21 protein-coding genes are annotated in these 22244 nt (G+C 67.7%); 10 read left to right on the top strand and 11 right to left on the bottom strand.

The annotated features are described in order from the left end of the window. Nucleotides 1-159: 159 nt before the first annotated feature. Nucleotides 160-2031 (bottom strand): signal peptide peptidase SppA, encoded by a 1872-nt coding sequence (sppA, locus tag AC3A6M_RS03490; protein WP_487851346.1) that lies wholly within the window; start codon nucleotides 2029-2031, stop codon nucleotides 160-162. Nucleotides 2032-2145: 114 nt separating this feature from the next. Next, nucleotides 2146-3615 carry a sodium:solute symporter gene (locus AC3A6M_RS03485; RefSeq protein ID WP_487851345.1) on the bottom strand — a complete coding sequence of 490 codons (1470 nt, stop codon included), beginning with the start codon at nucleotides 3613-3615 and terminating at the stop codon, nucleotides 2146-2148. 204 nt (nucleotides 3616-3819) lie between these two features. On the opposite strand from AC3A6M_RS03485, the gene AC3A6M_RS03480 reads away from it, so the two are divergent. Next, on the top strand, nucleotides 3820-4908 hold the full coding sequence (locus AC3A6M_RS03480) for a CDP-alcohol phosphatidyltransferase family protein (protein ID WP_487851344.1): 1089 nt from the start codon (nucleotides 3820-3822) through the stop codon (nucleotides 4906-4908). A gap of 132 nt (nucleotides 4909-5040) precedes the next feature. Here AC3A6M_RS03480 and AC3A6M_RS03475 read toward each other — a convergent pair whose 3' ends face one another. The 4 genes from AC3A6M_RS03475 to AC3A6M_RS03460 all read right to left on the bottom strand — a co-directional run bounded on the left by AC3A6M_RS03475 (nucleotide 5041) and on the right by AC3A6M_RS03460 (nucleotide 8231). Further along, entirely contained in the window at nucleotides 5041-5481 is a 441-nt protein-coding gene (locus AC3A6M_RS03475) for a hypothetical protein (RefSeq protein ID WP_487851343.1), read from the bottom strand. 91 nt (nucleotides 5482-5572) lie between these two features. Next, nucleotides 5573-7159 (bottom strand): NYN domain-containing protein, encoded by a 1587-nt coding sequence (locus AC3A6M_RS03470; RefSeq protein ID WP_487851342.1) that lies wholly within the window; start codon nucleotides 7157-7159, stop codon nucleotides 5573-5575. A 68-nt stretch (nucleotides 7160-7227) separates the two neighbouring features. After that, a complete protein-coding gene (locus AC3A6M_RS03465; protein ID WP_487851341.1) occupies nucleotides 7228-7812 on the bottom strand; it encodes a cysteine dioxygenase family protein in 585 nt (194 codons plus the stop codon). Beyond that, nucleotides 7809-8231: a DUF1810 domain-containing protein gene (locus AC3A6M_RS03460; RefSeq protein ID WP_487851340.1), complete on the bottom strand. Its 423-nt coding sequence runs from the start codon at nucleotides 8229-8231 to the stop codon at nucleotides 7809-7811. Before AC3A6M_RS03460 ends, AC3A6M_RS03465 begins: the two co-directional genes overlap by 4 nt. A gap of 43 nt (nucleotides 8232-8274) precedes the next feature. Here AC3A6M_RS03460 and AC3A6M_RS03455 point away from each other — a divergent pair, with 43 nt between their 5' ends. The 6 genes from AC3A6M_RS03455 (at nucleotide 8275) to AC3A6M_RS03430 (ending at nucleotide 14057) form a co-directional block, all read left to right on the top strand. Next, the gene (locus AC3A6M_RS03455) at nucleotides 8275-8484 is read left to right on the top strand and encodes a DUF3820 family protein (protein ID WP_487851339.1); all 210 of its coding nucleotides are present in this window, start codon (nucleotides 8275-8277) and stop codon (nucleotides 8482-8484) included. 101 nt (nucleotides 8485-8585) lie between these two features. Next, nucleotides 8586-9287, top strand: a complete 702-nt coding sequence (locus AC3A6M_RS03450; protein WP_487851338.1) for a pirin family protein — start codon at nucleotides 8586-8588, stop codon at nucleotides 9285-9287. Between the two features lie 165 nt (nucleotides 9288-9452). Then, entirely contained in the window at nucleotides 9453-9836 is a 384-nt protein-coding gene (locus AC3A6M_RS03445) for a response regulator transcription factor (RefSeq protein WP_487851337.1), read from the top strand. Beyond that, complete coding sequence (locus AC3A6M_RS03440; protein WP_487851336.1) at nucleotides 9833-10936, top strand: HEAT repeat domain-containing protein; 1104 nt, start codon at nucleotides 9833-9835, stop codon at nucleotides 10934-10936. The genes AC3A6M_RS03445 and AC3A6M_RS03440 overlap by 4 nt, the downstream gene beginning before the upstream one ends. Further along, nucleotides 10933-12345 carry a glycosyltransferase family 2 protein gene (locus AC3A6M_RS03435; protein WP_487851335.1) on the top strand — a complete coding sequence of 471 codons (1413 nt, stop codon included), beginning with the start codon at nucleotides 10933-10935 and terminating at the stop codon, nucleotides 12343-12345. Before AC3A6M_RS03440 ends, AC3A6M_RS03435 begins: the two co-directional genes overlap by 4 nt. 2 nt (nucleotides 12346-12347) lie before the next feature. Continuing rightward, nucleotides 12348-14057 (top strand): hypothetical protein, encoded by a 1710-nt coding sequence (locus AC3A6M_RS03430; protein WP_487851334.1) that lies wholly within the window; start codon nucleotides 12348-12350, stop codon nucleotides 14055-14057. A 19-nt stretch (nucleotides 14058-14076) separates the two neighbouring features. Here the strand turns inward: AC3A6M_RS03430 and AC3A6M_RS03425 are convergent, their stop codons facing one another. Further along, nucleotides 14077-14514: a hypothetical protein gene (locus AC3A6M_RS03425; protein ID WP_487851333.1), complete on the bottom strand. Its 438-nt coding sequence runs from the start codon at nucleotides 14512-14514 to the stop codon at nucleotides 14077-14079. Between the two features lie 13 nt (nucleotides 14515-14527). Then, nucleotides 14528-14803 carry a hypothetical protein gene (locus tag AC3A6M_RS03420; protein ID WP_487851332.1) on the bottom strand — a complete coding sequence of 92 codons (276 nt, stop codon included), beginning with the start codon at nucleotides 14801-14803 and terminating at the stop codon, nucleotides 14528-14530. 95 nt (nucleotides 14804-14898) lie between these two features. Here AC3A6M_RS03420 and AC3A6M_RS03415 point away from each other — a divergent pair, with 95 nt between their 5' ends. The 3 genes from AC3A6M_RS03415 to AC3A6M_RS03405 are packed head-to-tail and all read left to right on the top strand — an operon-like array spanning nucleotide 14899 to nucleotide 18414. Then, the gene (locus AC3A6M_RS03415) at nucleotides 14899-15354 is read left to right on the top strand and encodes a nuclear transport factor 2 family protein (protein ID WP_487851331.1); all 456 of its coding nucleotides are present in this window, start codon (nucleotides 14899-14901) and stop codon (nucleotides 15352-15354) included. 14 nt (nucleotides 15355-15368) lie between these two features. After that, a complete protein-coding gene (locus tag AC3A6M_RS03410; protein WP_487851330.1) occupies nucleotides 15369-16022 on the top strand; it encodes a methylamine utilization protein in 654 nt (217 codons plus the stop codon). A gap of 19 nt (nucleotides 16023-16041) precedes the next feature. Then, entirely contained in the window at nucleotides 16042-18414 is a 2373-nt protein-coding gene (locus AC3A6M_RS03405) for a putative bifunctional diguanylate cyclase/phosphodiesterase (RefSeq protein ID WP_487851329.1), read from the top strand. On the opposite strand, the gene AC3A6M_RS03400 is transcribed toward AC3A6M_RS03405, so the two are convergent. The 3 genes from AC3A6M_RS03400 to AC3A6M_RS03390 form a co-directional block, all read right to left on the bottom strand. Next, nucleotides 18366-19091, bottom strand: coding sequence for a response regulator (locus AC3A6M_RS03400; protein ID WP_487851328.1), 726 nt, complete (start codon nucleotides 19089-19091; stop codon nucleotides 18366-18368). The two genes, AC3A6M_RS03405 and AC3A6M_RS03400, sit on opposite strands and share 49 nt — an antisense overlap. A 139-nt stretch (nucleotides 19092-19230) precedes the next feature. Further along, nucleotides 19231-19653: a hypothetical protein gene (locus AC3A6M_RS03395; protein WP_487851327.1), complete on the bottom strand. Its 423-nt coding sequence runs from the start codon at nucleotides 19651-19653 to the stop codon at nucleotides 19231-19233. A gap of 159 nt (nucleotides 19654-19812) precedes the next feature. Further along, complete coding sequence (locus AC3A6M_RS03390; protein ID WP_487851326.1) at nucleotides 19813-22104, bottom strand: sensor histidine kinase; 2292 nt, start codon at nucleotides 22102-22104, stop codon at nucleotides 19813-19815. Nucleotides 22105-22244 lie beyond the last annotated feature (140 nt).

The raw sequence follows: 22244 nt of genomic DNA, 5'->3' as shown, positions 1-22244 counted from the left end.
AATAAAATGACCAGCCGAGATTAGCACGGAGCGCCTCGGCCTTATGTTTCGTAACGTACCAAGCAAAAACGAAAACGGGCGCGGATTGGCTCCGCGCCCGTGGGTCCGGCCCGACCGGCCGTACAACTTGTTACAAAGCCTTGACGCTTGTAAAGGCCATCAGGGGATTTCGCAAAGGCAGTGGGTCACCGCCGCGAATGGCTGGCGGCGCGATGCCACCGCCGACAGCCAGCCGAGGTCCTTGGCCACGCCGGCCGCGGCGCCGGCCGGCAGGGCCTCCAGGCTCAGGTCGGCCGGCAGCAGGCCCAGCTTGACCTGCACGGTCAGGGCCTGGGCTTCGGACAGGCCCAGGCGCTCCAGCATCCGCTCGAACAGGGTGTCCGGGCGCTCGGCGTAGGCGACGCGGAAGTCGCTTCCCAGGTTGGCGCGCTTAGCGGCCGACTGCAGCGCGTCGCCGTAGCTGCCGAGACGGTCGACCAGGCCGCGCTCCTTGGCCTGGGCGCCGGTCCAGACCCGGCCCTGCCCCACGGCATCGATCTTCTCGGGCGTGGTGCGGCGCGCGATCGCGGCCTTGGTGGTGAACTCGTCGTAGATGTGGTTGATGCTGGCCTGGACCACCTGGCCGAAGCGCGGGTCGAGCGGGCGCAGCGGATTGTAGGCGTCGGCCAGCCAGGTCGTGGTCACGCCGGCGGTGTGGATGCCCAGCTTGTCGACCACCTTGTCGGCGGTCGGCAGGATCGCGAACACGCCGATCGAGCCGGTCACCGTGTTCGGGTCGGCGATCACCTCGTCGGCCGCCATCGAGATCCAGTAGCCGCCCGAGGCCGCCACGTCGCCCATCGACACCACCACCGGCTTGCCGGCGTTGCGCGTCAGTTCCAGCTCGCGGCGGATCAGTTCGGAGCCGTAGGCGCTGCCGCCCGGCGAGTTGATGCGCAGGACCACGGCCTTGACCTGCTTGTCTTCGCGCGCGGCGCGGATCATGTTGGCGGTCGAGATGCCCCCCACCATGCCGGGGCCGCCCGTGCCTTCGGTGATGTCGCCGGCGGCGACCACGACGGCGACGGCGTCGCCCAGCACCTTCGGCGGATTGCGCGACAGGTAATCGTGGAACGAAACCTGGCGGAAGCTCTTGCTGCCCTCGTCCCAGGCGCCGCGCTTGACCATCAGGGCGCGCACTTCGTCGCGGGTCTTGAGGCCGTCGATCAGCTTCCAGTCCAGCGCCACCTTGCCGGCGTTGCCGTTGGCGGCCGCCATGCGCTGCGGCAGTTCTTCGATGCCCTTGGCGATGGCGCCGGCCGGCAGCTTGCGCGCCTTCTCGACCTCGGCCGTGTAGCTGGACCACAGGGCGTTGTACAGGAAGCTGTCGGCCTCCCTGGCCGCATCCGACGGGCCGTTGCCGATATACGGCTCGGCAAAGCTCTTGTACGTGCCGACCTTCATCAGATTGACCGTGACCCCGATCTTGTCGAGGGCGTCGCGGTAATAGTTGCGGTGGCGCCCGAAGCCCTCGATCAGCACCATGCCCATCGGGTGCAGGTAGACTTCGTTCGCGTGCGAGGCGACCATGTAGCGCTTCTGGTCGTAGGTGCCGCCCCAGGCCACGACCGTCTTGCCGGCCGCCCTGACCCTGTCGACCGCGGCGCCGAACTCGCGCAGCGAGGCCAGGCCGCCGCCATCCATCTCGTCGAGCAGCAGCACCACGCTGTTGATGTTGTCGTCCTTGGCGGCGGCGTCGAGCACGGTCAGGATGTCGCGCAGCTGGATCAGGCGGCGCGCATTGCCGGACAGGCCGGCCACCAGCGAATCGCGCACGCTGCCGGCCTTCTCTTCGACCAGCTCGCCCTTCAGGTCGAGCACCAGGGCCGTCTTCGGCGCCAGCGGCTTGATGCCGCCGCCGAACATCGCCCACAGCAGCATGATCAGGATGATGAGGAACAGCAGGTTCAGCACGAACCGACGGGTGGCATCGATGCCGCGCCAGAGCGAACCGATACCGCGGCGCAAGGAGGTCATAGGCTTGAAAGGCATGGTGGCTCCGATAAATTTCTTAAAACCGGGGTCAGACTCCGAATTTTGGCAAGGTCTTGCAGGTAATTTCCAAAATTTTGACTCTGACCCCGGTTTTAGTTAATTGATTATAAGTCAGGCGGTGACTGTGGCCGGCTTGATGGTCGCGCGGCGCGAGATGGCCAACAAGCCGATAAACACGAGCGCGCCATTGACGATAAGCAACTCCAAGCCCAGCCGGTAGCTGCCGAGCAGGTAGTGCTGGTTGTATTCGAGCAGCGCGCACAGGATCGGCGCGCCGACCGTCACCACCGGCACCAGGCGGTCGTTCAGCGTGCGCCTGGTCATCATGCCGAAGGCGAACAGGCCCAGCAGCGGTCCGTAGGTATAGCCGGCCAGCTTCAGGATCACGCCGATCATGCTCGGATTGTCGACCCATTTGAAGAACAGCACCATCAGCAGGAACAGCAGGGCGAAGCCGAGGTGGACGTGGCGGCGCAGGCGCAGCTTCGCGTCCTCGGTCATGTCGTCGCGGCGCTTGATGCCGAGGATGTCGATGCAGAAGGTGGACGTGAGCGCGGTGATGGCGCCGTCGGCGCTGGGGAACAGGGCCGAGATCAGGGCGATCAGGAAGATGATCTGCACCGCGGCCGGCAAATGGCTCATGACGACCGTCGAGAAGATCTTGTCGCCGGTGGCGGTGACGCCGGCAACCGGCGCGTACAGGTACAGCAGGCCGCCCAGGAACAGGAAGCTGGACAGCACCACCACCAGCACCGCGGTCAGGCTCAGCAGGTTCTTCTGGGAGTCGCCCAGGGTTTTCACGGAGATCGTCTTCTGCATCATCTCCTGGTCCATGCCGGTCATGGTCACCACGATGAAGGCGCCGGCCACGATCTGCTTCAGCCAGAAGTTCGGGCTGTTGGCGTCGAAGGTGAACACGCGCGACAGGCCGCGCTCGTGCATCTGCTGCAGGGCCTGCGGGATGCTCAGGTCGAGCTGGCCCAGCATGAAGCCGACGCAGGCGAACAGGCCGACCAGCATGCAGGTGGTCTGCAGGGTATCGGTCCAGACGATGGTCTTCACGCCGCCCTGGTAGGTGTAGAGCAGGATCATGCCGAGGATGACGAAGGTGGTCAGCCAGAACGGGATGCCGAGGCTGTCGAGGATGATGTCCTGCAGGACCGCCACCACCAGGTACAGGCGCGCGGTGGCGCCGAACAGCCGCGACAGGATGAAGAAGCCGGCCCCGCTCTGGTAGGCGCGGCGCCCGAGGCGTCCGTCGAGGTAGGTGTAGATCGAGGTCAGCTTGAGCCGGTAGTACAGCGGCAGCAGCAGGTAGACCACGGCGATGTAGCCGAACACATAGCCGATCAGCACCTGGCCGTAGCCGAAGGCGTCGATGCCGACCGCGCCCGGCACGCTGATGAAGGTCGCGCCGGACAGCGTGGTGCCGACCATGCCGAAGGCGACCAGCATCCAGTTGCTGCTCTTGTTGCCGATGAAGAAGCTGTCATTGTTGGCGTTGCGCGAAGTTGCCCAGGCAACGCCGAGCAGCAGTGCGAAATAAGCGATGAGGATGCAGAAGAGAAGTGCCGGGGACATCAGGGTTCCGATAACGATTGACTAACCGCCGAGCAATATACACCGAAGATGGGTGCTGGGCCACCGTGCCGGCGATCGGGTCCCGACCGTGCCGAAGGTCGTTCCTGGTATTGACGGCGCCTCGATCGGGACCTCACGGCATCTGGCGCTTGCTCAAAATACAACAGCTTCGTACACTGGGCCGAATTCTTTTTCTTCATTCAGATGAAACGTCTCATCCCTTGGATGCTCGTCATGAGTCGGATCCTGCTGGCGCCGGTCGCGATATGGCTGGCGATTGCGCATTTCCCGAAGGCGGTCTGGATGGGACAGTTCGCTTTCGCCGCACTGACCGACTGGCTGGACGGAAAACTGGCGCGCCGATGGGGAAGCGCGACACCCGGCTTGCGGCAGGCGGACAGCATTGCCGACACGGTGTATGTCATTGCGATCGCGGTCAGCCTGTGGTTCAGCCACCCCTCGATCATGTACGCGCACAGCTGGGGTATCGGTCTGGTGATCGCTTTGGAACTTCTCCGTTATCCCCTGGACTGGTGGCGCTTCGGTCGCGGCGCCAGCTACCATGCCTTGAGCGCGAAGCTGTTTGGCATATCGCTGCTGGTCGCGGTAAGTGCCATCATGGTATTCGATGACGCTGGTCCTTTCCTCTGGATTGCATTGTTTATCGGTGTCGTTTCGGAAATTGAAGGCATCGTGATTTCGCTGGTCTTGCCCAAGTGGACTCACGACGTCAAAAGTATCAGGATGGCGTTGGCACTTCGCTCGCGCAGTCTCGAAGGGAAGTTCGCGGCGATGGATAGCGGGCCCGTCACTTCAAACCCAGTCTGCAATGGACAATTGAAATTCATGGATTTTCATACCGTCCGCGAACAACTCATTTCTCTCGGGGGAACGCCTGGGACGCCAGCAAGCCAGAAGCTATTCGAGTCTGTCGAGCGTCGATACGGCGTGCGTTTGCCTGCTGATGTAAAGCGGAATTATCTCATCATGAACGGTGCGGAGACCTACACCGATGCCTCATGGATGCGCTTCTGGCCCATCGAAGAATGGCGGCCCGCTTGTACAGAGTTCCCCAATGATCATGTGGCGAGTTCTTTGCCAGAGCAAATGTTAATTTGCGCGGACTATGCAATCGAATGTGTATATTACATTATTGACCTAAACAATAAATCCTCTACCTTTGGCTATGTCTTCGGTTTAGGAAGTACACATTCAGCTATTGCCGCAAAAACCTTTTCTGAATTTGTCATGAGAGTTATCCAGGATAGCGATGAGTTGCATACCTACGGATAAGCGATTGAAAAAGCGATTCTCTAGTCACTGTCGAACGCGTTGATTCCATGCGCAAAAATGTAGAGGCAATACGGCATTAGGCCGAACATCAAGAAGCCTTGGCCTGTCCCAGGTAGCGACACGGTATCCGCCTCAAATCCCCTGCGCCGGCATCCGCTCGAACGGCCCGATGCAAGCCTGCATCGACTCGTCCTGGCACATCACGAAACGCGCTCCGGACGGATGGAAGCGCAGGTAGTTGGTGGCCTTGGTGCCGACCTGCATCACTTCGCCCGAGCAGTCCTGCTTGCCGTTGTCCTTCACGATGCGGTCTTCGAGCTTGTAGAAACCCTTGGCGCTGGGCTTTTCGGTGACGGTGAACTCGCTTTCCGACACTTCCTGCGCGCTCTTGACCAGGGTGGTGCCGTCGCCGCGGAAGTGGTAGGTTTCGGAGCAGCCGAGCTGGGGGATGCTCAGGACCCAGATCCCGAGCAGCGGATGGGAGGCCGACGGCGTTGCGGCGGCCGCCGGCGGCGCGCTGAAGCTGCCGGCTAGGACGGCGGCGAGGAGGAGCGGTCCGGTAAGCGGTCGCATGGTGTCGGTCCTTTACGCAAACGGGCAAGCCTGGGTGTGCCTTGTCATTATGGCACACCGCCAGGCCTGCCCGGCGCGCGTATGGGCCGCCTCAGGCGCCTTCCGGGGTCTTCGGCTTGGCCGGGCGGCGCGCGCGCGCGGCCGGTTTGCGCGACGGCGCCTTGTGGGGCGGACGGGTCGGCTTCTTGCGTGCCGGCTGGTCGGCCGGCGCCGGATCGGACGGATCGGCGTCGGTGATGGCGTCGCTGCCGGCATCGTCAATACAGGACCCGGCGCGCACAGCGGCGGGAACCGCGGCGGCATCGGCCGTGGCGCTGGCGTTCGTTGCCGAATCGATCGCGGCGGCGGCATCCGCGGCGATGGCCGCATTGTCGGCGCCGGCTTCAGGCGCGGCCTGCGCCGTCGCTTGTGCCGCGGCGCCCTTGCGCGCCGCCGGCTTGCGCGGCGTACGGCGGCGTTCCTTGACCGGAGCGGCCGGCTGTTCCGCAGCGGCTTCCGAAGCCGGCGCTTCCTGCGGCGCGGCGGCGGCATCGAGGGCTTCTTCCACCAGGTCCGGCGTCGGCGCCGGCCAGGTGGCCATGCCGGCCTCTTCAGCCACGATTTCCGGCGCTACCTGGGTCTCGGCCGCTGCCTGGTCGGCGGCCTCGCCGCGTCCCTTGCGCCCGCGCCCGCCGCGGCGGCGCGATTCGCGTGCCGGCGCGGCCGCGGCCGGGATTTCGCTCGGCTGCTCGCCCTGGCTCTCCGCAGCCAGTTCGTCGCCGCGCTCCGCCGTCCCGGCATCGATGGCCGCCGGTTCGGGCGCCTGCATCTGCTCGGTCTCGGCCACGGTACCGAGGCCCTCGTTGGCCTGGCCGTTGCCGCTGCGGTAGACATAGGTGCCGGACTTTTCGTCGCGGCCGAATTCGAACAGGCCGCGGGTCTGCGCTTCCTCGAGCAGGTTGCCGAAGGTGCGGAAGCCGTAATAGGTCTCCGAAAAATCGGGACGCCGGCGCTTCAACGTATCTTTTAACAGCGACGCCCAGATCTTGCCGGTGTCGCCGCGCTCCGAGACCAGGGCGTCGAAGGTCTCGACCACCATCTCCAGCGCCTGCAGCTTGCGCGCCTCCATCTCTTCCTTCTTGCGGTTGCTCTCGTCGGAAGGACGGCGGCCCTGTTGCGGCTGGGTCTTGCGCTCGTCGCGCTTGGCGGCGGCGCGGCGCACTTCGCGCACCAGGTCGTCGTAGAAGATGAATTCGTCGCAGTTGGCGACCAGCAGGTCCGAGGTCGAGTTCTTGACGCCGACGCCGATCACCCGCTTGGCGTTTTCGCGCAGCTTGGACACCAGCGGCGAAAAGTCCGAGTCGCCGGAGATGATCACGAAGGTATCGACGTGCGCCTTGGTGTAGCACAGGTCGAGCGCGTCCACCACCATGCGGATGTCCGCCGAATTCTTGCCCGACTGGCGCACGTGCGGGATCTCGATCAGTTCGAAATTCGCTTCATGCATCGTCGCCTTGAATCCTTTATAGCGGTCCCAGTCGCAATAGGCTTTCTTGACCACGATGCTGCCCTTGAGCAGCAGGCGTTCGAGGACGGGCTTGATGTCGAATTTCTCGTAATTCGCATCGCGCACGCCGAGTGCGACGTTCTCGAAGTCGCAGAACACCGCCATGCTGATGTTTTCTGAAGATGAAGCCATATTTGTTATGAGAATGTGTTGGTGGGCAAGCTATCCGCCGGATTATACGCAACAACACGGATTCCCCCTCAGCCCGCACGTTCGGGCAGCAGACAGGACGCATAGGGACTGACGAACGGGGTGGCGCGGCCCGCCGCGTCGTAACGCGAGCGGACCAGCGTCCCGATGTCGCCGCCATACACGTGGATGCTGACCGAGCTGCCGTCCGGCAGTGCGTTCGATACGCGGTGTATATCACCAATCGTGGGTGAGACCAGATCGATATCACCGGGCGACAGCTCGTGCACCGGCCCCGGCAGCAGCGGCCCGCCCGGCCCGGCCGGCAGGCCGAATTCCTCGCAGCGCTCGCGGCCGCGCAGCACGCCGACCATGCCCCAGACCGTGTGATCGTGGATGGGCGTGCCCTGCCCCGGTCCCCAGATCATGGCCGACACCGAAAAGCGCCGCCTCGGGTCGAGGTGCAGCAGATGGATGCGGTAGCTGTCGGGGTCGGGCTCGGCCAGCGCCGCCGGCAGCCAGCCGTCGTCGGCGATCAGGATGCGCAGCAGCTTGCGGCCGTCGCGGAAGATCGCGGCCTCGTCAGCGCCGCTGTCGACCAGCTGTTCGAAGGCGCGCAGGAACGAAGGCAGCGCGTCGGACCGGGGTGCGTTCATGACAGCCTCTCGATGGTGGCGGAATCGGGCACGCCGTCGAAGAAGCGGTCGAGGCAGGCCTGGAAGATCGCCTCGTCCGGCGCCACGTCGGCGAACAGGGTCATGCAGGAATGGAATTTCAGGTCGTCCGGGGCGCCGAAGATCGCGCCGATCTCGCGGTCGTCGTGCATGGCGACGGCGGACGCGCATTCGCGCAGGCGCGGCCCCAGCACCGGATGGGCGAGATAGGCGGCCGCCTCGTCGCCGTTGCGGATCGCGTAGCGGCGCGCCATCTCGCTGTGCCCCAGGCCCGCTATCTGCGGGAAGATGAACCACATCCAGTGCGTGCGCTTGCGGCCGGCGCGCAGTTCGGCGAGCGCGGTGGCGTACACGTCGCGCTGGGCGTCCACGAAGCGTTGCAGGTCGTCGTCGGTAGGCATGGCACTTTCCTCCTCGCGCTCATGCTACTACACTGGCGCCACCATGAAACCCGAACACCTGCAACTCCTCCTCGTCCGCGAAATGCCCTTCGGGAAATACCAGGGCAAGAAGATCGCCGACCTCCCCGGCCACTACCTTGCCTGGTTCGCCCGTGAGGGCTTTCCGCGTGGGGAGCTGGGCGAGCTGCTCGAACTGATGTACGAACTCGACCATAACGCCTTGCGCGGCCTGCTGGATCCGCTGCGGCGCTGAGCTTCGAATTTTTCGATCATAGCACGCAAAACAACTCGTTTTTCTTCCTGCAGCCGCCTCGCTATACTGGCTTCCATCGAGAACACAACCAGGAGCCAGACATGATCGAAATTCGCAAAAGTGAAGAACGCGGCCGCGCCCACCACGGCTGGCTGCAGTCCCAACACAGCTTTTCGTTTGCCGACTACTACGACCCGCGCCACACCGGCTTCGGCCCGCTGCTGGTGATCAACGAGGACCGCGTGGCGCCCGGCGCCGGCTTCGGCACCCACGGCCACCGCGACATGGAGATCATTTCCTACGTGCTGGACGGCGCGCTGGAGCACAAGGACAGCATGGGCACCGGCTCGGTCCTGCACTACGGCGACGTGCAGCGCATGAGCGCCGGCAGCGGCGTGCGGCACAGCGAGTTCAACGGCTCGCAGACGGAGCCGGTGCACTTCCTGCAGATCTGGATCCAGCCGAACGCCAAGGGCATCGCCCCGAGCTACGAGGAAAAGCACTTCGCGGCCGAGGAAAAGCAGGGCAAGCTGCGCCTGATCGCTTCCGGCGACGGCCGCGAAGGCTCGGTGCTGATCCACCAGGACGCCTCGCTGTACGCCGCCATCCTGAACGGCGGCGAGCAGATCGAGCATGCCCTGCAGGCCGGCCGGCTCGGCTATGTGCACGTGATCCGCGGCCGGGTCGAGGTCAACGGCGTGGCGCTGCAGGGTGGCGACGCCGTGAAGATCGGCGCCGAGGACAAGGTGGTGTTTGCCAACGCCGAAGCGGCCGAACTGCTGCTGTTCGACCTGCCTTCCTGATCCAGTCTCACGCTCCATCCATTGGCAGGCCGATCACTTCGGTATCGGTCTGCCAATGAAAGTGTAGGCCGGCAGTCACAGAAGGACCGGAAACGGACTGCCGGACGGGGGAGCGCCGCGGCTTCGGGTTAAGATGGAGCCTCAGAGCAACTTTCTGCCACCCACATGAGCGCACAACCCACCGTCCTCGTCGTCGAGGACGACGTCCACATCGCCCACGTCCTGACCTTCATGCTCGAACGCCAGGGCTACCAGGTCACCCACGTCGCCGACGGCCGCGCCGCGGTCGACCATGTCGCCGCCAGCCCGGCGCCGGACCTGGTCCTGCTGGACGTGATGCTGCCCTACGTGGACGGGTTCGAGATCGTGGGCCGGATCCGCGCCCAGGCCGGCTGGCAGGATGTCCCCGTCATCATGCTGACCGCCAAGAACACCGAGCGCGACACCGTGCGCGCGCTCGACGCCGGGGCCGACGACTTCATCATCAAACCGTTCCAGCCGCAGGAGCTGCTGGCGCGCCTGCGCCGCTTCCTCAAGACGGCGGCATGAGCCTTGCCGCCCGCCTCGGCGCGCCCGCGGATCCGATCCTGGCGGCGGCCTTCTGGACCGGCACCGCCGCCCTGCTGCTGACCCTCCTGCTCGGCCTGCAGATCGTGCGCCTGCGCATCGGCCTGCGCGCGCGCGAACGGCGTGCCGCGCGCACGCTCGCGCGCTGGCGCCCGGTGCTGAACGCCGCCATCGTCGGCGACAGCCCGGCGCAGCTGCCCGAACTGCGTCCGTCGGAGCGCCTGCACTTCATCAAGCTGTGGGTGCACCTGCAATCCTCGCTGCGCGGCGAAGCCGGCCAGGCCCTGAACCAGATCGCCTGCCGCCTCGGACTCGACCTCGAAGCGCGCGCCATGCTGGGCCGGCGCGCGCGCACCGAGCGCCTGCTGGCGGCGCTGCTGCTGGGCCACCTCGGCGACCGCCAGGCCTGGCCCGCGCTGCTGCGCCTGGCCGGCCTGGACGACCCGACCCTGTCCCTGACGGCGCTGTGGGCGCTGGTGCGCATCGATCCGCAGGCCGCCGCCGAATACCTGACGCCGCTGTTCATCGAACGCGAGGACTGGGCGATGTCGCACGTGGCCGGCATCCTGCAGCAGGCCGGCACGCCGGTGGCGGCGGTGCTGGCCGGGATGCTGCCGCGCCTTGACGCGCAGCGCCTGCCGCGCGCCCTGCGCATTGCCGAAGCGCTGCGCGTCGAGCTGCCGGCCGAACTGCTGGCCGACGCACTGGCGAGCGATGCGGTGCCGGTGGCGATCGCCGCCCTGCGCGTCGTGAACACCCCGCTGCTGCAGGAACCGGTGCGCGCACGGCTGGCGGATGCGGACTGGCAGGTGCGGGTCCAGGCGGTCAAGGCGCTGGGCCGCATCGGCGACCGCAGCGACACCGCGCGCCTGGCGCTGCTGCTGGCCGACCGCGAATGGTGGGTGCGCTACCGCGCGGCCCAGGCCCTGGTCGAACTGCCATGGATGAAGCGCGCCGACCTCGATGCCCTGCGCGCCTCGCTGGAAGACCGCTACGCGGCCGACATGCTGGCCCAGGTGGTCGCCGAACAGGAAGCGGCCGCCGGCCAGCGCCAGGCCGATGCCGCGACGGAGACCGCATGAACACCCATTACACCCTGGTCCAGTTCATCACCTGGTTCGTGCTGTGCTACTTCGTGCTGCTGAACGGCGGCTACCTGCTGCTGAACCTGATGTCGCTGCGCAGCCTGCACCGCAAGGGCCAGGAAGAGGTGCTGGACGACCTGCCGCGCGCCTACTCGGGCCTGGAGCCGCCGGTCAGCATCCTGGTGCCGGCATATAACGAAGAAGCGAGCATCGCCGCCTCGGTGCGCTCGATGCTGCAGCTGACCTATTCGGAATACGAGGTCGTGGTCGTCAACGACGGCTCGAAGGACGCCACGCTGGAGGTGCTGAAGCGCGAGTTCGGCCTGCTGCCCTTCCCGGAAGCCTACCGGCGCCTGATCCCGACCAAGGAAGTCCGCGCGATCTACCGTTCGACCCGCTTCCCGAACCTGCGCGTGATCGACAAGTTCAACGGCGGCAAGGCCGACTCGCTCAATGCCGGCATCAACGCCGCGCGCTATCCGCTGTTCTGCGGCGTGGATGCCGACTCGATCCTGCAGCGCGACAGCCTGGAGCGCGTGACCCAGCCCTTCCTGCGCGACCCGACCGTGGTCGCCACCGGCGGCACCATCCGCGTGGCCAACGGCTGCGAGGTGCGCGGCGGCTTCCTCACCAAGGTCGGCCTGCCGCGCAATCCCTGGGCCCTGTTCCAGGTGGTCGAATACCTGCGCGCCTTCCTGTTCGGGCGCCTCGGCTGGTCGGGCGTGAACGGCATGCTGATCATCTCCGGCGCCTTCGGCGTGTTCCGCAAGGACGCCGTGGTCAGCGTCGGCGGCTACCGCGCGGACACCATCGGCGAAGACATGGAACTGATCGTGCGCCTGCACCGCCTGCTGCGCGCGCGGCGCCAGCCCTACCGCATCGAATTCGTGCCCGACCCGGTGTGCTGGACCGAGGCCCCGGAAGACTTCAAGACCCTGAAGAACCAGCGGATCCGCTGGCAGCGCGGCCTGGCCGAGAGCCTGACCGCCAACTGGGGCCTGATGTTCTCGCGGAACGGCGGCGTACCGGGCTGGCTGGCCTTCCCCTTCATGTTGCTGTTCGAGTGGCTGGGCCCCGTTGTCGAGATGGGCGGCTACCTGTTCATGCTGGTGGCCTTCCTCACCGGCGGGATCTCCTGGCAGGCCTTCTCGGCCTTCATGTTCGTGGCGATCGGGCTGGGCATCCTGCTGTCCGCCTCCGGCCTGCTGCTGGAAGAGATGTCCTTCCACATCTACCCGCGCGGCAAGCAGCTGCTCGCGCTGGGCCTGGTGGTATTGCTCGAGAACCTCGGCTACCGCCAGCTCAACACCTGGTGGCGCCTGACCGGCCTGTTCCGCTGGGCGATGCAGAAGGAAGCCAGCTGGGGCACCATGACGCGCAAGGGCAGCTTCTCCGACCAGCGGTGAGCATGCGCGCCCTGCTGCCATCCCTGCTGCTGCCTTTGCTGACGATGAGCGCCCCCGCCCAAGCCGCGTGGCTGCACCTGTGCCCGCAGGCCGGTGCGCCGGCCCCGGCGCCGTCTGCCGCGCCGTTCGCCGACATCGTGGGCGAGGATGGCGCCCGCCTGCGCTGGCTGGCCGGCGAACAGGCCGAGCGCCCGGGTTGCGCCGGCGTCGCCCTGCCGCCCGGCGCCCGCGTCGAGACCCTGTTCCCGCTGGCCCCGCACGAAGAGGTCGAAGACACCGTCCTGCTGCACGGCCGCGTGCGCGAAGGCCGCTTCGCCGTCAGCGAACATGTGCTGCCATCCTCCCGCCCGGGCAGCCCGCAACCCGGCCCGATGCCGCTGCGCGCCAACCTGCTGGCGCAGATGCAGGCGCGCGCCTTCGGCGTCGAGGAACGCGTGCGGGTCACGCGCGACGGCGAGTCGCTGACGATCGCATGCGGCGCCGGCGCGCGCCCGGCCGGGGTCCTGCTGACCGGTCCCTGGTTCCTGCCTCGCGCGCGCCTGCGTGTGGCGGCATCCTGGGAGGGCGGCGCCGGCTTCACGCTGCAGGCGGCCGACGCCGCGCACGCCGGGCGCGAAACCGCGCTGGCGCTGGGCGCGCTGCCGGTGCAGCCGTCCGCCGGCGCCGGCGCGCCGCGCTTGCCGCTCCCGGATGCCCTCGACCGCGCCGGCTGGCGCCACTTCGTCCTGCAATGCCCCGCGCAGGCGTCAACCCTGACGCTGCGCGGCCTGTCCCTCGAGCCCGATCCCGCGCCCGCGGCGCGCCCGCCCGCGCGCGCGACCTGGGTATGGAAGGCGGCCGACTGGCGCGAGCATGGCGCCCGCCTGCTGGACTGGGCCGAAGCGCACCGGGTGCGCGAGCTGTTCGTTGCCGTGCCGTTCGCGAAGGACGCGCTGCAGGAGCCGGCGCGCCTGGCCGCCTTCGTCCGTGCCGCCGGCGCGCGCGGCATCCGCGTGCTGAGCGTGGACGGCGATCCGCACATGGTGCTGCCCGAACGCCAGGCGGCGCTGGCAAGGCTGGTGCGCGCCTACGTCGCCTATAACGCCTCGGTGGAACCGGCGGCGCGCCTGGCCGGCCTGCAGTTCGACGTCGAACCCTACCTGCTTCCCGAATACGGCTCCGGCAAGGCCGACTGGGATGCGCGCTACCTGGCGATGGCGCGCACCCTGCGCGACGCGGCCGGCGGCCTGCGCCTGGAACTCGTGGTGCCGTTCTGGTGGGACCGCAAGCGCGCCCTGCTGGACGGCCTGGCGCCGCTGGCCGACGCGCTGGCGGTGATGGACTACCGCACCGACCGGGCGCAGGTCACGGCCTTCGCCGTCCCCTTCCTCGACTGGGCCGCGCGCCATGGCAGGCAGGTGCGCATCGCGCTCGAAGCCGGCGCGATCGCGCCCGAGACGCAGCGCCGCTACGTGCGCGCGGCAAGCGGCGAAGCGGGCAGCCTGCTGCGCCTGCGGGTCGGGAACCAGCAGGTGCTGGCCCTGCTCCGCGAACCCGTCGATGCGGCGAACGCCGACCTGTTCCGCCTGGAATCGACCCGCGAGATCGACGGCAGCGCCACCACCTTCCATCGCGACAAGCAGGCCTTGCTGCGCCTGCTGCCCGGACTCGAAGCCGACTTCGGCGCCTGGGACGGCGCCTTCGCCGGCATCGCCCTGCACGAGCTGCGCTAGGCTGCGGCCAGCAAGCGGTTCAGCATGCGGGACGGCCGATGCTGGTCTCGAGCGCGACTCCACTGTCGGTGCCGGCGTCCTCGCGCACCGCTTCGATGAAGCAGCCCTGTTTCGCCAGGCCGCTGTGGATGGCGAGCGTCACGCCTTGCCGCGGCACCAGGCTGAGGGTCGGATGGCAGCTCGTGATCACCTGGTAGCCCTGCACCGACATGTAACGCCAGATCGCCACGCGCTTGTCGACCGGGAGCTGGACCACGTCGCCGCCATCGGCTCCCTTGCTCACTTCGAGCCGGTAACTCTTGCCGTCCCTGCACATGAATGGGTCGCCGAAGCCATACAGCTTGGCGGTGGCCAGGGTTTCGCCCTGCTGCGGGGCATAAGTGGGAAGCGCGCAGCCGCCCAGGACGAGCAGGCCGGCGGCGGCCGCCAGGCGCCCGATGCGATGGTAAAGAGTCATGGTGGATCCGGGTTCAGGTCTTGGGCAGTTCGCCGGTGGCGACCACGTCGCGCAATTCGTCCAGGGTCGCCTGGGTGTCGCGGGCGCCGGGGCGGGGCGCATCGAGCAGCAGCAGGAAGGCGGTCGCCGTCGGCTTGCCCTGGATCTGGCCGACCTGGGGAATCGTATCCGGGATCCCGCGCGCCGCGCTGCGCAGCGAGTCGTACAGGACGAAGTAGGGCTTGCCCTTGGCGTTGGCGAAAAAAACTCCCCTCCTCGACAGGTTTAACGTGTTACGTCTGGAAAACAACGCCGGTTGAGCTTTCTAGAACAGCATCTTGTTTCCGTGTATTATTTTCTGTAGGTAAATATAAATCGCGGCACAACAACGAGGAGACGCATACGATGACCCGGAACCTGAAGCAGTTCGGCGTGGGCGTGGCACTGGCAGCGCTGTCGTGCCTGCCCTTTTCGATGGCGCTGGCCGGCCCGCTCGACGACGCCAAGGCGCGCGCCCACCTGGACGCGGTCGCCGCCGGCGACCTGGAAGCGCTGATGAAGGACTATGCCGAAGATGCCTACATGGACTGGGTCGGCGGACCGCTCGACGGCCGCTACCGCGGCAAGGCCGAGATCCGCGCCGTCTGGCAGAAGTTCATCGCCGTGAATGCGGGCAAGCCGCGTCCCGCCAACTTCGGCAAGCTGAGCTCCTTCGCCAATCCGAAGGGCGCCACGGTGCAGCAGCGCGCGGAGTACGGCGGCCTGCTGCCGCTCAAGGTCCTGCATGTGCTGACCTACCGCGACGGCGACCTCGCCACCGAAGTCTGGCAGATCGCCCCTTCGCTGCAGCTCGACCAGTAAGGCGCCAGTCACCGATGCGCACGCCGACGTGGATCTTCCTGGCATCGCTGGCGCTGCCGGCGATCGCCGCCAGCCAGGCCGGCGCGGCCACCCTGGACGCGCTGGTGCGCACCCCGGCCGGCAAGCCGCTGCCCGACGCCGCCGTGGTGCTCGAGCCGCTGGCGCCGGCGTCCCGGCAGGCGCCGAAGAACCTTCCGCATGCGGTGATCGAGCAGCGCGGCGCCGAATTCTCTCCCTATGTGACGGTGGTGCAGACCGGCACCGCGGTCGATTTCCCGAACAACGACACGGTGCGCCACCACGTGTATTCGTTCTCCCAGCCCAAGCGCTTCGAGATCAAGCTGTACGCGGGCAAGCCCGGCCAGCCGATCACCTTCGACAAGCCGGGCGAGGTCGTCATCGGCTGCAATATCCACGACTGGATGGAAGCCTATGTGCTGGTGGTGGAGTCGCCGTATTTCGGCAAGACCGGGCCGGATGGCCAGGTCCATCTCGCCAATCTGCCGGCCGGGCGCTACCGCCTTCAGCTGTGGCACCCGCTGCAGAAGGCGCGCGTGGCGGCCAGCGAGATCGAGGTGGCGCCGGGCGGCTCCAGGCTGAACCTGGCGCTGGATGCGCGGGCGCGCGAACCGAGGCCGCACACCGAGGTCGACCAGGACCGCTACTGAGATAGAGGAAGCATCGTCCATGGTCCTGCCCTCGCTCCAGCGCCGCATCGTCCTCGTGTTCGTGGGCCTGCTGGTACTGGTCATGGGCCTGGTGCTGGCCCTCGTGCATGACAGCAGCGCGCGCATCGTCGGCAGCGAAGGCCGCAGCGAACTGGAAGTCGGCGCCAAGGTGTTCAAGCGCCTGCTCGAACAGAACCAGCGCCAGCTGGAGACGGCGGCCGGCGTGCTGTCCGCCGACTTTGCCTTCCGCGAGGCGATCGCGACCCAGGACCAGCCCACCGTGCGCTCGGTGATCCGCAACCACGGCCAGCGCATCCACGCCCAGGTCATGATGGTAGCCGGCACCGACGGCGCGCTGATCGCCAGCACCCAGCGCGAGACCGCCGCCGGCGACGCCTTCCCCTTCCCCGACCTGCTGCTCGAAGCGGAAGCCGCCGGCCGCAGCGCCGGCTTCAGGCAGATGCGCAACGGCCAGCTGTACCAGGTGGTGCTGGTGCCGATCATGGCGCCGCGCCGCATCGCCTGGGTGGCGATGGCGTTCCGCGTCGACGACGGCTGGGCGCGCGACATGGCCGAGATCACCGGCCTGGCCGTGCACGTGGTGCGCTTCGGCGCGCGCGGCCCGGTGCTGCTGGCGTCCTCGTTCGCGGCGCCGCAGCGCGCGGCCCTGTCGCTGGCCAGCCTGCCGGCGGCCGGCCGGCAGGACGTGCAGGACTTGCAGGGCGAGCCGTGGCGCACCATGCGCCTGCCGCTGGACGGCGCCATGCAGGCCGTGCTGCAGCTGCAGGTGGCCCAGGTGCAGGCGCCGTTCAACCTGCTGCAGTGGCGCCTGCTGGCGGTGGTCGGCGTCGCCGTGCTGCTGTTCGCGCTCGGCAGCGTGACCCTGGCGCGGCGCATCGTCAGGCCGCTCGACGAGCTGTCGAAAGCGGCGCAGCGCATCGCCCAGGGCGACTATGGCCAGGCCCTGCCGGCCCTGCCCCAGGACGAGATCGGCCAGCTCGCCGCCAGCTTCGCCCATATGCGCGACGGCATCGCCAGCCGCGAGGAACGGATCGTCCGCCTGGCCTACGTGGACGGGCTGACCGACCTGCCGAACCGCACCCGCTTCCTGGAGACCTTCGCGCGCCTGCCGGCCGGCGCGCCGCGCGCGGTGGCGGTGCTGAACATCGACCGCTTCGCCATGATCAACAACGCGCTCGGCTACCAGGTCGGCGACCGCCTGCTGCGCGAGGTCGGCACGCGCCTGTCGCACCTGGCGCATCCGCCGCTGATGGTGGCGCGCCTGTGGGGCGCCCGCTTCGCCTTCCTGCTCGAGATCGAGGGCGAGGATTGCGCGCGCGCCTTTGCCGATGCCGTGCTGGCCCAGTTGCGCGACCCGATCACGCTGGACGGCCAGCGCCTCGACATCGACGGCAGCATCGGCATCGCCCTGTATCCGCAGGATGGACTGGACGCGGGCACGCTGCTGCGGCGCGCCGAGCTGGCGCTGGCGGCGTCCAGGCGGCGCCGTTCCGGCCTGGCCTTCGCCCATGAAGCGCGCGCCGAACCGGCGCCGGAGCAGCTGTCCCTGATCGGCGACATGCGCGCGGCGATGGCGGGCGGCGCGCTCGGCGGCGAATTCCTGCTGGCTTACCAGCCCAAGCTCGATTTGAAGACCGGACGCGTGGTCGCCGCCGAAGCCCTGCTGCGCTGGCGCCATCCGGAGCGCGGCATGGTCCCGCCGGGCAGCTTCATCCCCTTTGCCGAACAGACCGGCTTCATCCGCGAAATCACGCCCTGGGTGCTGGACGCCGCGATCCGCCAGCTGGCGCAATGGCGCGCGGAAGGACTCGACATCGCCGTGTCGGCCAACCTGTCGACCCTCGACCTGCTGGATCCGGCACTGCCCGGCAGGGTCGGCGGCCTGCTGGAGCGCCACGGCGTGCCGCCGGCGCGCCTGTGCCTGGAGATCACCGAGAGCGCCCTGATGGACGAGCCGGCGCTGGCGCTGGCCCACCTGAACGCGCTGGCGGCGCTCGGGGTGAAGCTGTCGATCGACGACTACGGCGTCGGCCAGGCCTCGCTGGCCTACCTGAAAAGCCTGCCGGTGAATGAGCTGAAGCTGGACCGCAGCTTCATCACCGCGATCGCGGACTCGCCGCGCAACGCCGCCATCGTCGAGTCGACCGTCATGCTGAGCCATGCGCTGGGCCTGTCGGTGGTGGCCGAGGGCGTCGAGACGGCGGAGGAACTGGACTGGCTGCGCGCCCACGGCTGCGACGTGGCCCAGGGCTACCGCATCTCGAAGCCGGTCATGGCCGCCGAGCTGCCGGGCTGGGTGGCCGCGCAGCGCGCCGGCGAAGGCTACGCGAAGATCGACGTGCGCGTGGCCGGCCTGTCGACCCAGCCCTGATCGAAACGGCCGGACCACAGCGCGCTGCAGGTTGCCCGGCACTCGTCGAGCAGGCCATGCGCCTGCGCATACCGGACCATGCCATGCAGCGTCGATTCGTTCAGCTTGTCCATCACGCTGCGCCGGAAGGCGCCGATGGTGTCGGTGCCCATCTGCAGGATGTGGGCGCTTTCGATCGGCGTCATCCCGCACACCGCCATCGAGAAGACCTGGAATTCGCGCTTGCTGAAGGTGTCGTGCGGCTTGCTGCGGACATCGTATTTGCGCAGGCCGGTCGCGAATTCCGCCGCCAGCGCCGTGCTCAGATACACCTGTCCGCTGGCGACGCGCTTCACCGCGGCGCGGAACTGCTCCGCGCTGCAGTTCTTCATCAGGTAACCCTTGGCGCCGTTGCGGATCGCGTCGACGCCGAAGGTCAGTTCATCCAGTGCGGTGAACACCAGCACGTCCGACCAGGGAGAGTTGTCGCGCAGCTGCTTGACGAGGCTTGCGCCGCTGCCGCCGGACATCTTCGGCTCGACGATGATCAGTTCGTAGTAGCGCGCGCACAGCTTGGTGACCACTTCCATGCGGCTGCCGGCTTCGTCGATCTCCAGGGACTGGGCCTCCCTGCCAAGCAGCGAATGGATGCCGAGCCGCGCGACACCGCTTTCTTCGACGATCAGGGTCCGAATCATTCGACGCTCCAGGCTGATTTGTACGCAGAATGATGTCGATTATATATTTATAAGTTTGCGGTGGATCAGCATGGTTGAAAAAACCACGGTCCTGCAACGCCGCCATGCGACATGGCTGCGTTGCGGGACCCATGCCGGGTCAGCGTGCCGCCACGGTCGACCTGACCACGATCCGCTCGGCCAGGCGCGAGCTCGGCACATAACTCATCGTCATGTCGTCGCCGAAGGTGCCCTGGTTGAATTCCATCGCCACGTTGCCGTCGGCGGTGACATACCTGTCGGCGGACAGGGCGATCAGCCGCATCGGGGGCTGGTCGTCGATCTTCGCGAAGATGCCCCTGGAAGCGGACTTCACGTTCAGGCGCCAGCCGTTCGACATCGCGTAGGTGCCTTTGATCTGGTCGGTCTGGTCGGGCGTGACCATGACGCCCCGCTGCGGCGCCGTCACGTGCACGGTCGATACGGATGAATCCTCGGTGAGGGGATAATCCCGCGATTGGGCGTTGGCATGGGATGCAACCATCAGCAGGGACACGGGAATTGCCAGGAACAAGGTACGCATGATCTTCTCCTTCAGGAAGTGCTGCTTCCAGTCTAGGGCTGCGTCCGGCTGTTACAAGGGAATTGGCGCGGGCATCACGAAACGGTCTCGATTTGACGAAAACGAGATCATTACGAAATGAGTCATGCCTTGGCCGCCTGCGCCGATTTCAGTATCGGATCAAGCAGGGGCCATCGCCGGCAGTTCGACGAAGAAGGTCGTGCCCTGCCCCTCGGCCGTTTCGAACCGGATCCGCCCGCCATGCTCCTCGACGATGGTCTTGCAGATGCTCAGGCCGAGGCCGGTGCCGCCTTTGCGGCGCGAGTCGGCCGCATCGGCCTGGGCAAAGCGCTGGAAGATCCGGTCGCGGAAGGCTTCCGGAATGCCGGCGCCGTGGTCGGTGACCGACACCCGCAGCGTGCCGCCATGCGCTTCCAGGCGGGTCAGGACTGCGCCGCCCGTGTCGGAAAACTTGATCGCGTTCGACAGCAGGTTGGTCAGCACCTGGGTCAGGCGGTCGCGGTCGACGTCGGCGCGCACGGCGCCGGCGCCCTCGCCCGCCTCGAACCCGAGCGTCACGCCGGCCTGGGCCGCGAAACTGCCCATCGCGGCCAGCGCGGCTTCAAGGATCGGCTGCAGCGGCTGCGGCGCGCGGTGGTAGGCCATCTGCCCCGCTTCCATCTTCTGGATGTCGAGCACGTCGCCGATCAGGCGCACCAGGCGTTCCGAGCTGGCGCTGGCGACCCCGACCAGGCCGCGGGCGTCCTCCGGCAGCTCGCCGGCCATGCCGTCCGCCAGCAGCGACAGCGAGGCGCTTATCGCGGTCAGCGGGGTGCGCAGCTCGTGCGAGACGGTGGCGACGAACTCGTTCTTCAGGCGTTCGATTTCCTTGCGCTCCGAGACGTCGTGCAGGAACACGCTGAAGAACACGCCTTCGCCGGTGCCGACCAGGCCGACCGTCATCTCGGCCGTCAGTTCGGTCCCGTCGCGCCGCACCAGGCTGCGCTCGACGCGGCGCCCCAGCAGGTCGAGCTCGCCTGTTTCGCGGAAGTGCCGCAGCGCCTGCCGGGCGCTGTCGCGGAAGCGCTCCGGAATGGCCACCTCGATCAGCAGGCGGCCCACGGCTTCCTGGCGGCTCCAGCCGAACATGGCCCGGGCCGCCGAATTCCAGTCGGTGATGCGGCCGTCCAGGTCGACGCTGATGAAGGCGTCCTGGGCGGTCTCGATGATGTTCACGATGCGCTGCTGGCTGGCGCGCAGGGTGCCCAGGGCGCGCTCCAGTTCCAGCGTGCGCTGCTCGACCCGCAGCTCGAGCGTGGCGTTCAGGTGTTCCAGTTCGCGGCGCCGTCCGACCAGGTCGCTCACCAGCTGGTCCAGGGTGCCGGACAGGGCCTCCACTTCTTCGTAGCCGCCGCGGCCCGGTGCGATCGTCACGGTCTCGCCGGCGCGGATGCGGCGCGCCGAGTGCGCCAGTTCGTCCAGCGGCCGGGTAATGCGGCGCGCCACCACGACACCCACCAGCGAGCACAGCGAGGCCAGCAGCACGCCGGCCGCCAGGCCGAAGTCGCGCAGGCGGCGCACCGGGGCGTAGGCATTGTCGACGTTCTGGCGCACCAGCACGGTCCAGCCCAGGCCGGGATATTCGCCGTGGCCGTGGCCGCGGGCGAAGCCGACCAGCCAGGAGCGGCCGTCCGGCCAGGTCTCTTCCAGGTAGCCGCCCTCCTGCCGCGCCTGGGCCGCCTTCAGCCCGGCCAGCGAGAGCCGGCTGCCCTGCCAGCCGGGCGGGCCGAGCAGGACGGTGCCCTTGGCATCGACGATCAGCGCCTCGACCTGGCGCCGGGTCTCGACCGGCGCGATCACGGACCGCTCGACGTCGCGCGCCCACTGCCAGGACAGGTGCACGCCCAGCACGCCCTGGGGGTTGCCAGCCTGGTCCGGGACCGGGAAGGCCAGGTCGACGAAGCGCCACGGCTCGTCCTGCTGCGGCAGCAGCTTGGCCAGCAGCACGGCCTCGTGCACGTCGCCGGCGTGGACGCCGCGCAGCGCGTCGCGGAACCACGGGCGCCTGGACACGTCGGCGCCTTCCAGCAAGCCCTTGGCCGCGACCTGGACCTTGCCGTCCAGCCCGGCGATCCCGATCCAGCTGTAGTCGCCGTAGCTGTCCTGCAGCTGCTCGAGGGCCGCGCGGCGGCGCGCCAGCGGGCTGTCCGGACTCAGGCTCTGGCGCTGGGCGATCAGCCGCACTTCGCGGTAGCGCTCGTACATGCCGCGTTCCAGCTTGTCGGACGTCTGCAGGGCCAGCTCGGCCAGGCCGTAGCCGATGCTGGACTTGACCTGCTCGGTGTTGCGGCGCTCGATCACGGTCACCAGCAGCACCGCCAGGCCGATCGACAGCAGGGAGAAGGCGAGCGCCAGCCAGGCGGCCAGGCGGCGCGGCAGCAGGGTCATGGGGAAGGAGCGGGAGGACGGCATCGGGATCGGGTAGGAAAAGGCCGCCGCCAGCGTAGCACACCACGATGCCGTACGGACACAAATCCATGGCCGGATCGGCGGCTACCGCACGGCCATGTCGGATTTCCGGTAAACTTCAGCTTTACAGCCGTAGAAATCAC

It is taken from the genome of Telluria sp. Soil_C_11 (genome assembly GCF_057657395.1).
Note: the sequence above shows the minus strand (reverse complement) of the source record. Positions and strands in the feature narration are given on the sequence as shown.

Excerpts from the sequence above, each read along its gene's own strand:
- sppA (WP_487851346.1), bottom strand. The coding sequence starts at position 2,031 with ATGCCTTTCAAGCCTATGACCTCCTTGCGCCGCGGTATCGGTTCGCTC.
- AC3A6M_RS03485 (WP_487851345.1), bottom strand. The coding sequence starts at position 3,615 with ATGTCCCCGGCACTTCTCTTCTGCATCCTCATCGCTTATTTCGCACTG.
- AC3A6M_RS03480 (WP_487851344.1), top strand. The coding sequence starts at position 3,820 with ATGAAACGTCTCATCCCTTGGATGCTCGTCATGAGTCGGATCCTGCTG.
- AC3A6M_RS03475 (WP_487851343.1), bottom strand. The coding sequence starts at position 5,481 with ATGCGACCGCTTACCGGACCGCTCCTCCTCGCCGCCGTCCTAGCCGGC.
- AC3A6M_RS03470 (WP_487851342.1), bottom strand. The coding sequence starts at position 7,159 with ATGGCTTCATCTTCAGAAAACATCAGCATGGCGGTGTTCTGCGACTTC.
- AC3A6M_RS03465 (WP_487851341.1), bottom strand. The coding sequence starts at position 7,812 with ATGAACGCACCCCGGTCCGACGCGCTGCCTTCGTTCCTGCGCGCCTTC.
- AC3A6M_RS03460 (WP_487851340.1), bottom strand. The coding sequence starts at position 8,231 with ATGCCTACCGACGACGACCTGCAACGCTTCGTGGACGCCCAGCGCGAC.
- AC3A6M_RS03455 (WP_487851339.1), top strand. The coding sequence starts at position 8,275 with ATGAAACCCGAACACCTGCAACTCCTCCTCGTCCGCGAAATGCCCTTC.
- AC3A6M_RS03450 (WP_487851338.1), top strand. The coding sequence starts at position 8,586 with ATGATCGAAATTCGCAAAAGTGAAGAACGCGGCCGCGCCCACCACGGC.
- AC3A6M_RS03445 (WP_487851337.1), top strand. The coding sequence starts at position 9,453 with ATGAGCGCACAACCCACCGTCCTCGTCGTCGAGGACGACGTCCACATC.
- AC3A6M_RS03440 (WP_487851336.1), top strand. The coding sequence starts at position 9,833 with ATGAGCCTTGCCGCCCGCCTCGGCGCGCCCGCGGATCCGATCCTGGCG.
- AC3A6M_RS03435 (WP_487851335.1), top strand. The coding sequence starts at position 10,933 with ATGAACACCCATTACACCCTGGTCCAGTTCATCACCTGGTTCGTGCTG.
- AC3A6M_RS03430 (WP_487851334.1), top strand. The coding sequence starts at position 12,348 with ATGCGCGCCCTGCTGCCATCCCTGCTGCTGCCTTTGCTGACGATGAGC.
- AC3A6M_RS03425 (WP_487851333.1), bottom strand. The coding sequence starts at position 14,514 with ATGACTCTTTACCATCGCATCGGGCGCCTGGCGGCCGCCGCCGGCCTG.
- AC3A6M_RS03415 (WP_487851331.1), top strand. The coding sequence starts at position 14,899 with ATGACCCGGAACCTGAAGCAGTTCGGCGTGGGCGTGGCACTGGCAGCG.
- AC3A6M_RS03410 (WP_487851330.1), top strand. The coding sequence starts at position 15,369 with ATGCGCACGCCGACGTGGATCTTCCTGGCATCGCTGGCGCTGCCGGCG.
- AC3A6M_RS03405 (WP_487851329.1), top strand. The coding sequence starts at position 16,042 with ATGGTCCTGCCCTCGCTCCAGCGCCGCATCGTCCTCGTGTTCGTGGGC.
- AC3A6M_RS03400 (WP_487851328.1), bottom strand. The coding sequence starts at position 19,091 with ATGATTCGGACCCTGATCGTCGAAGAAAGCGGTGTCGCGCGGCTCGGC.
- AC3A6M_RS03395 (WP_487851327.1), bottom strand. The coding sequence starts at position 19,653 with ATGCGTACCTTGTTCCTGGCAATTCCCGTGTCCCTGCTGATGGTTGCA.
- AC3A6M_RS03390 (WP_487851326.1), bottom strand. The coding sequence starts at position 22,104 with ATGCCGTCCTCCCGCTCCTTCCCCATGACCCTGCTGCCGCGCCGCCTG.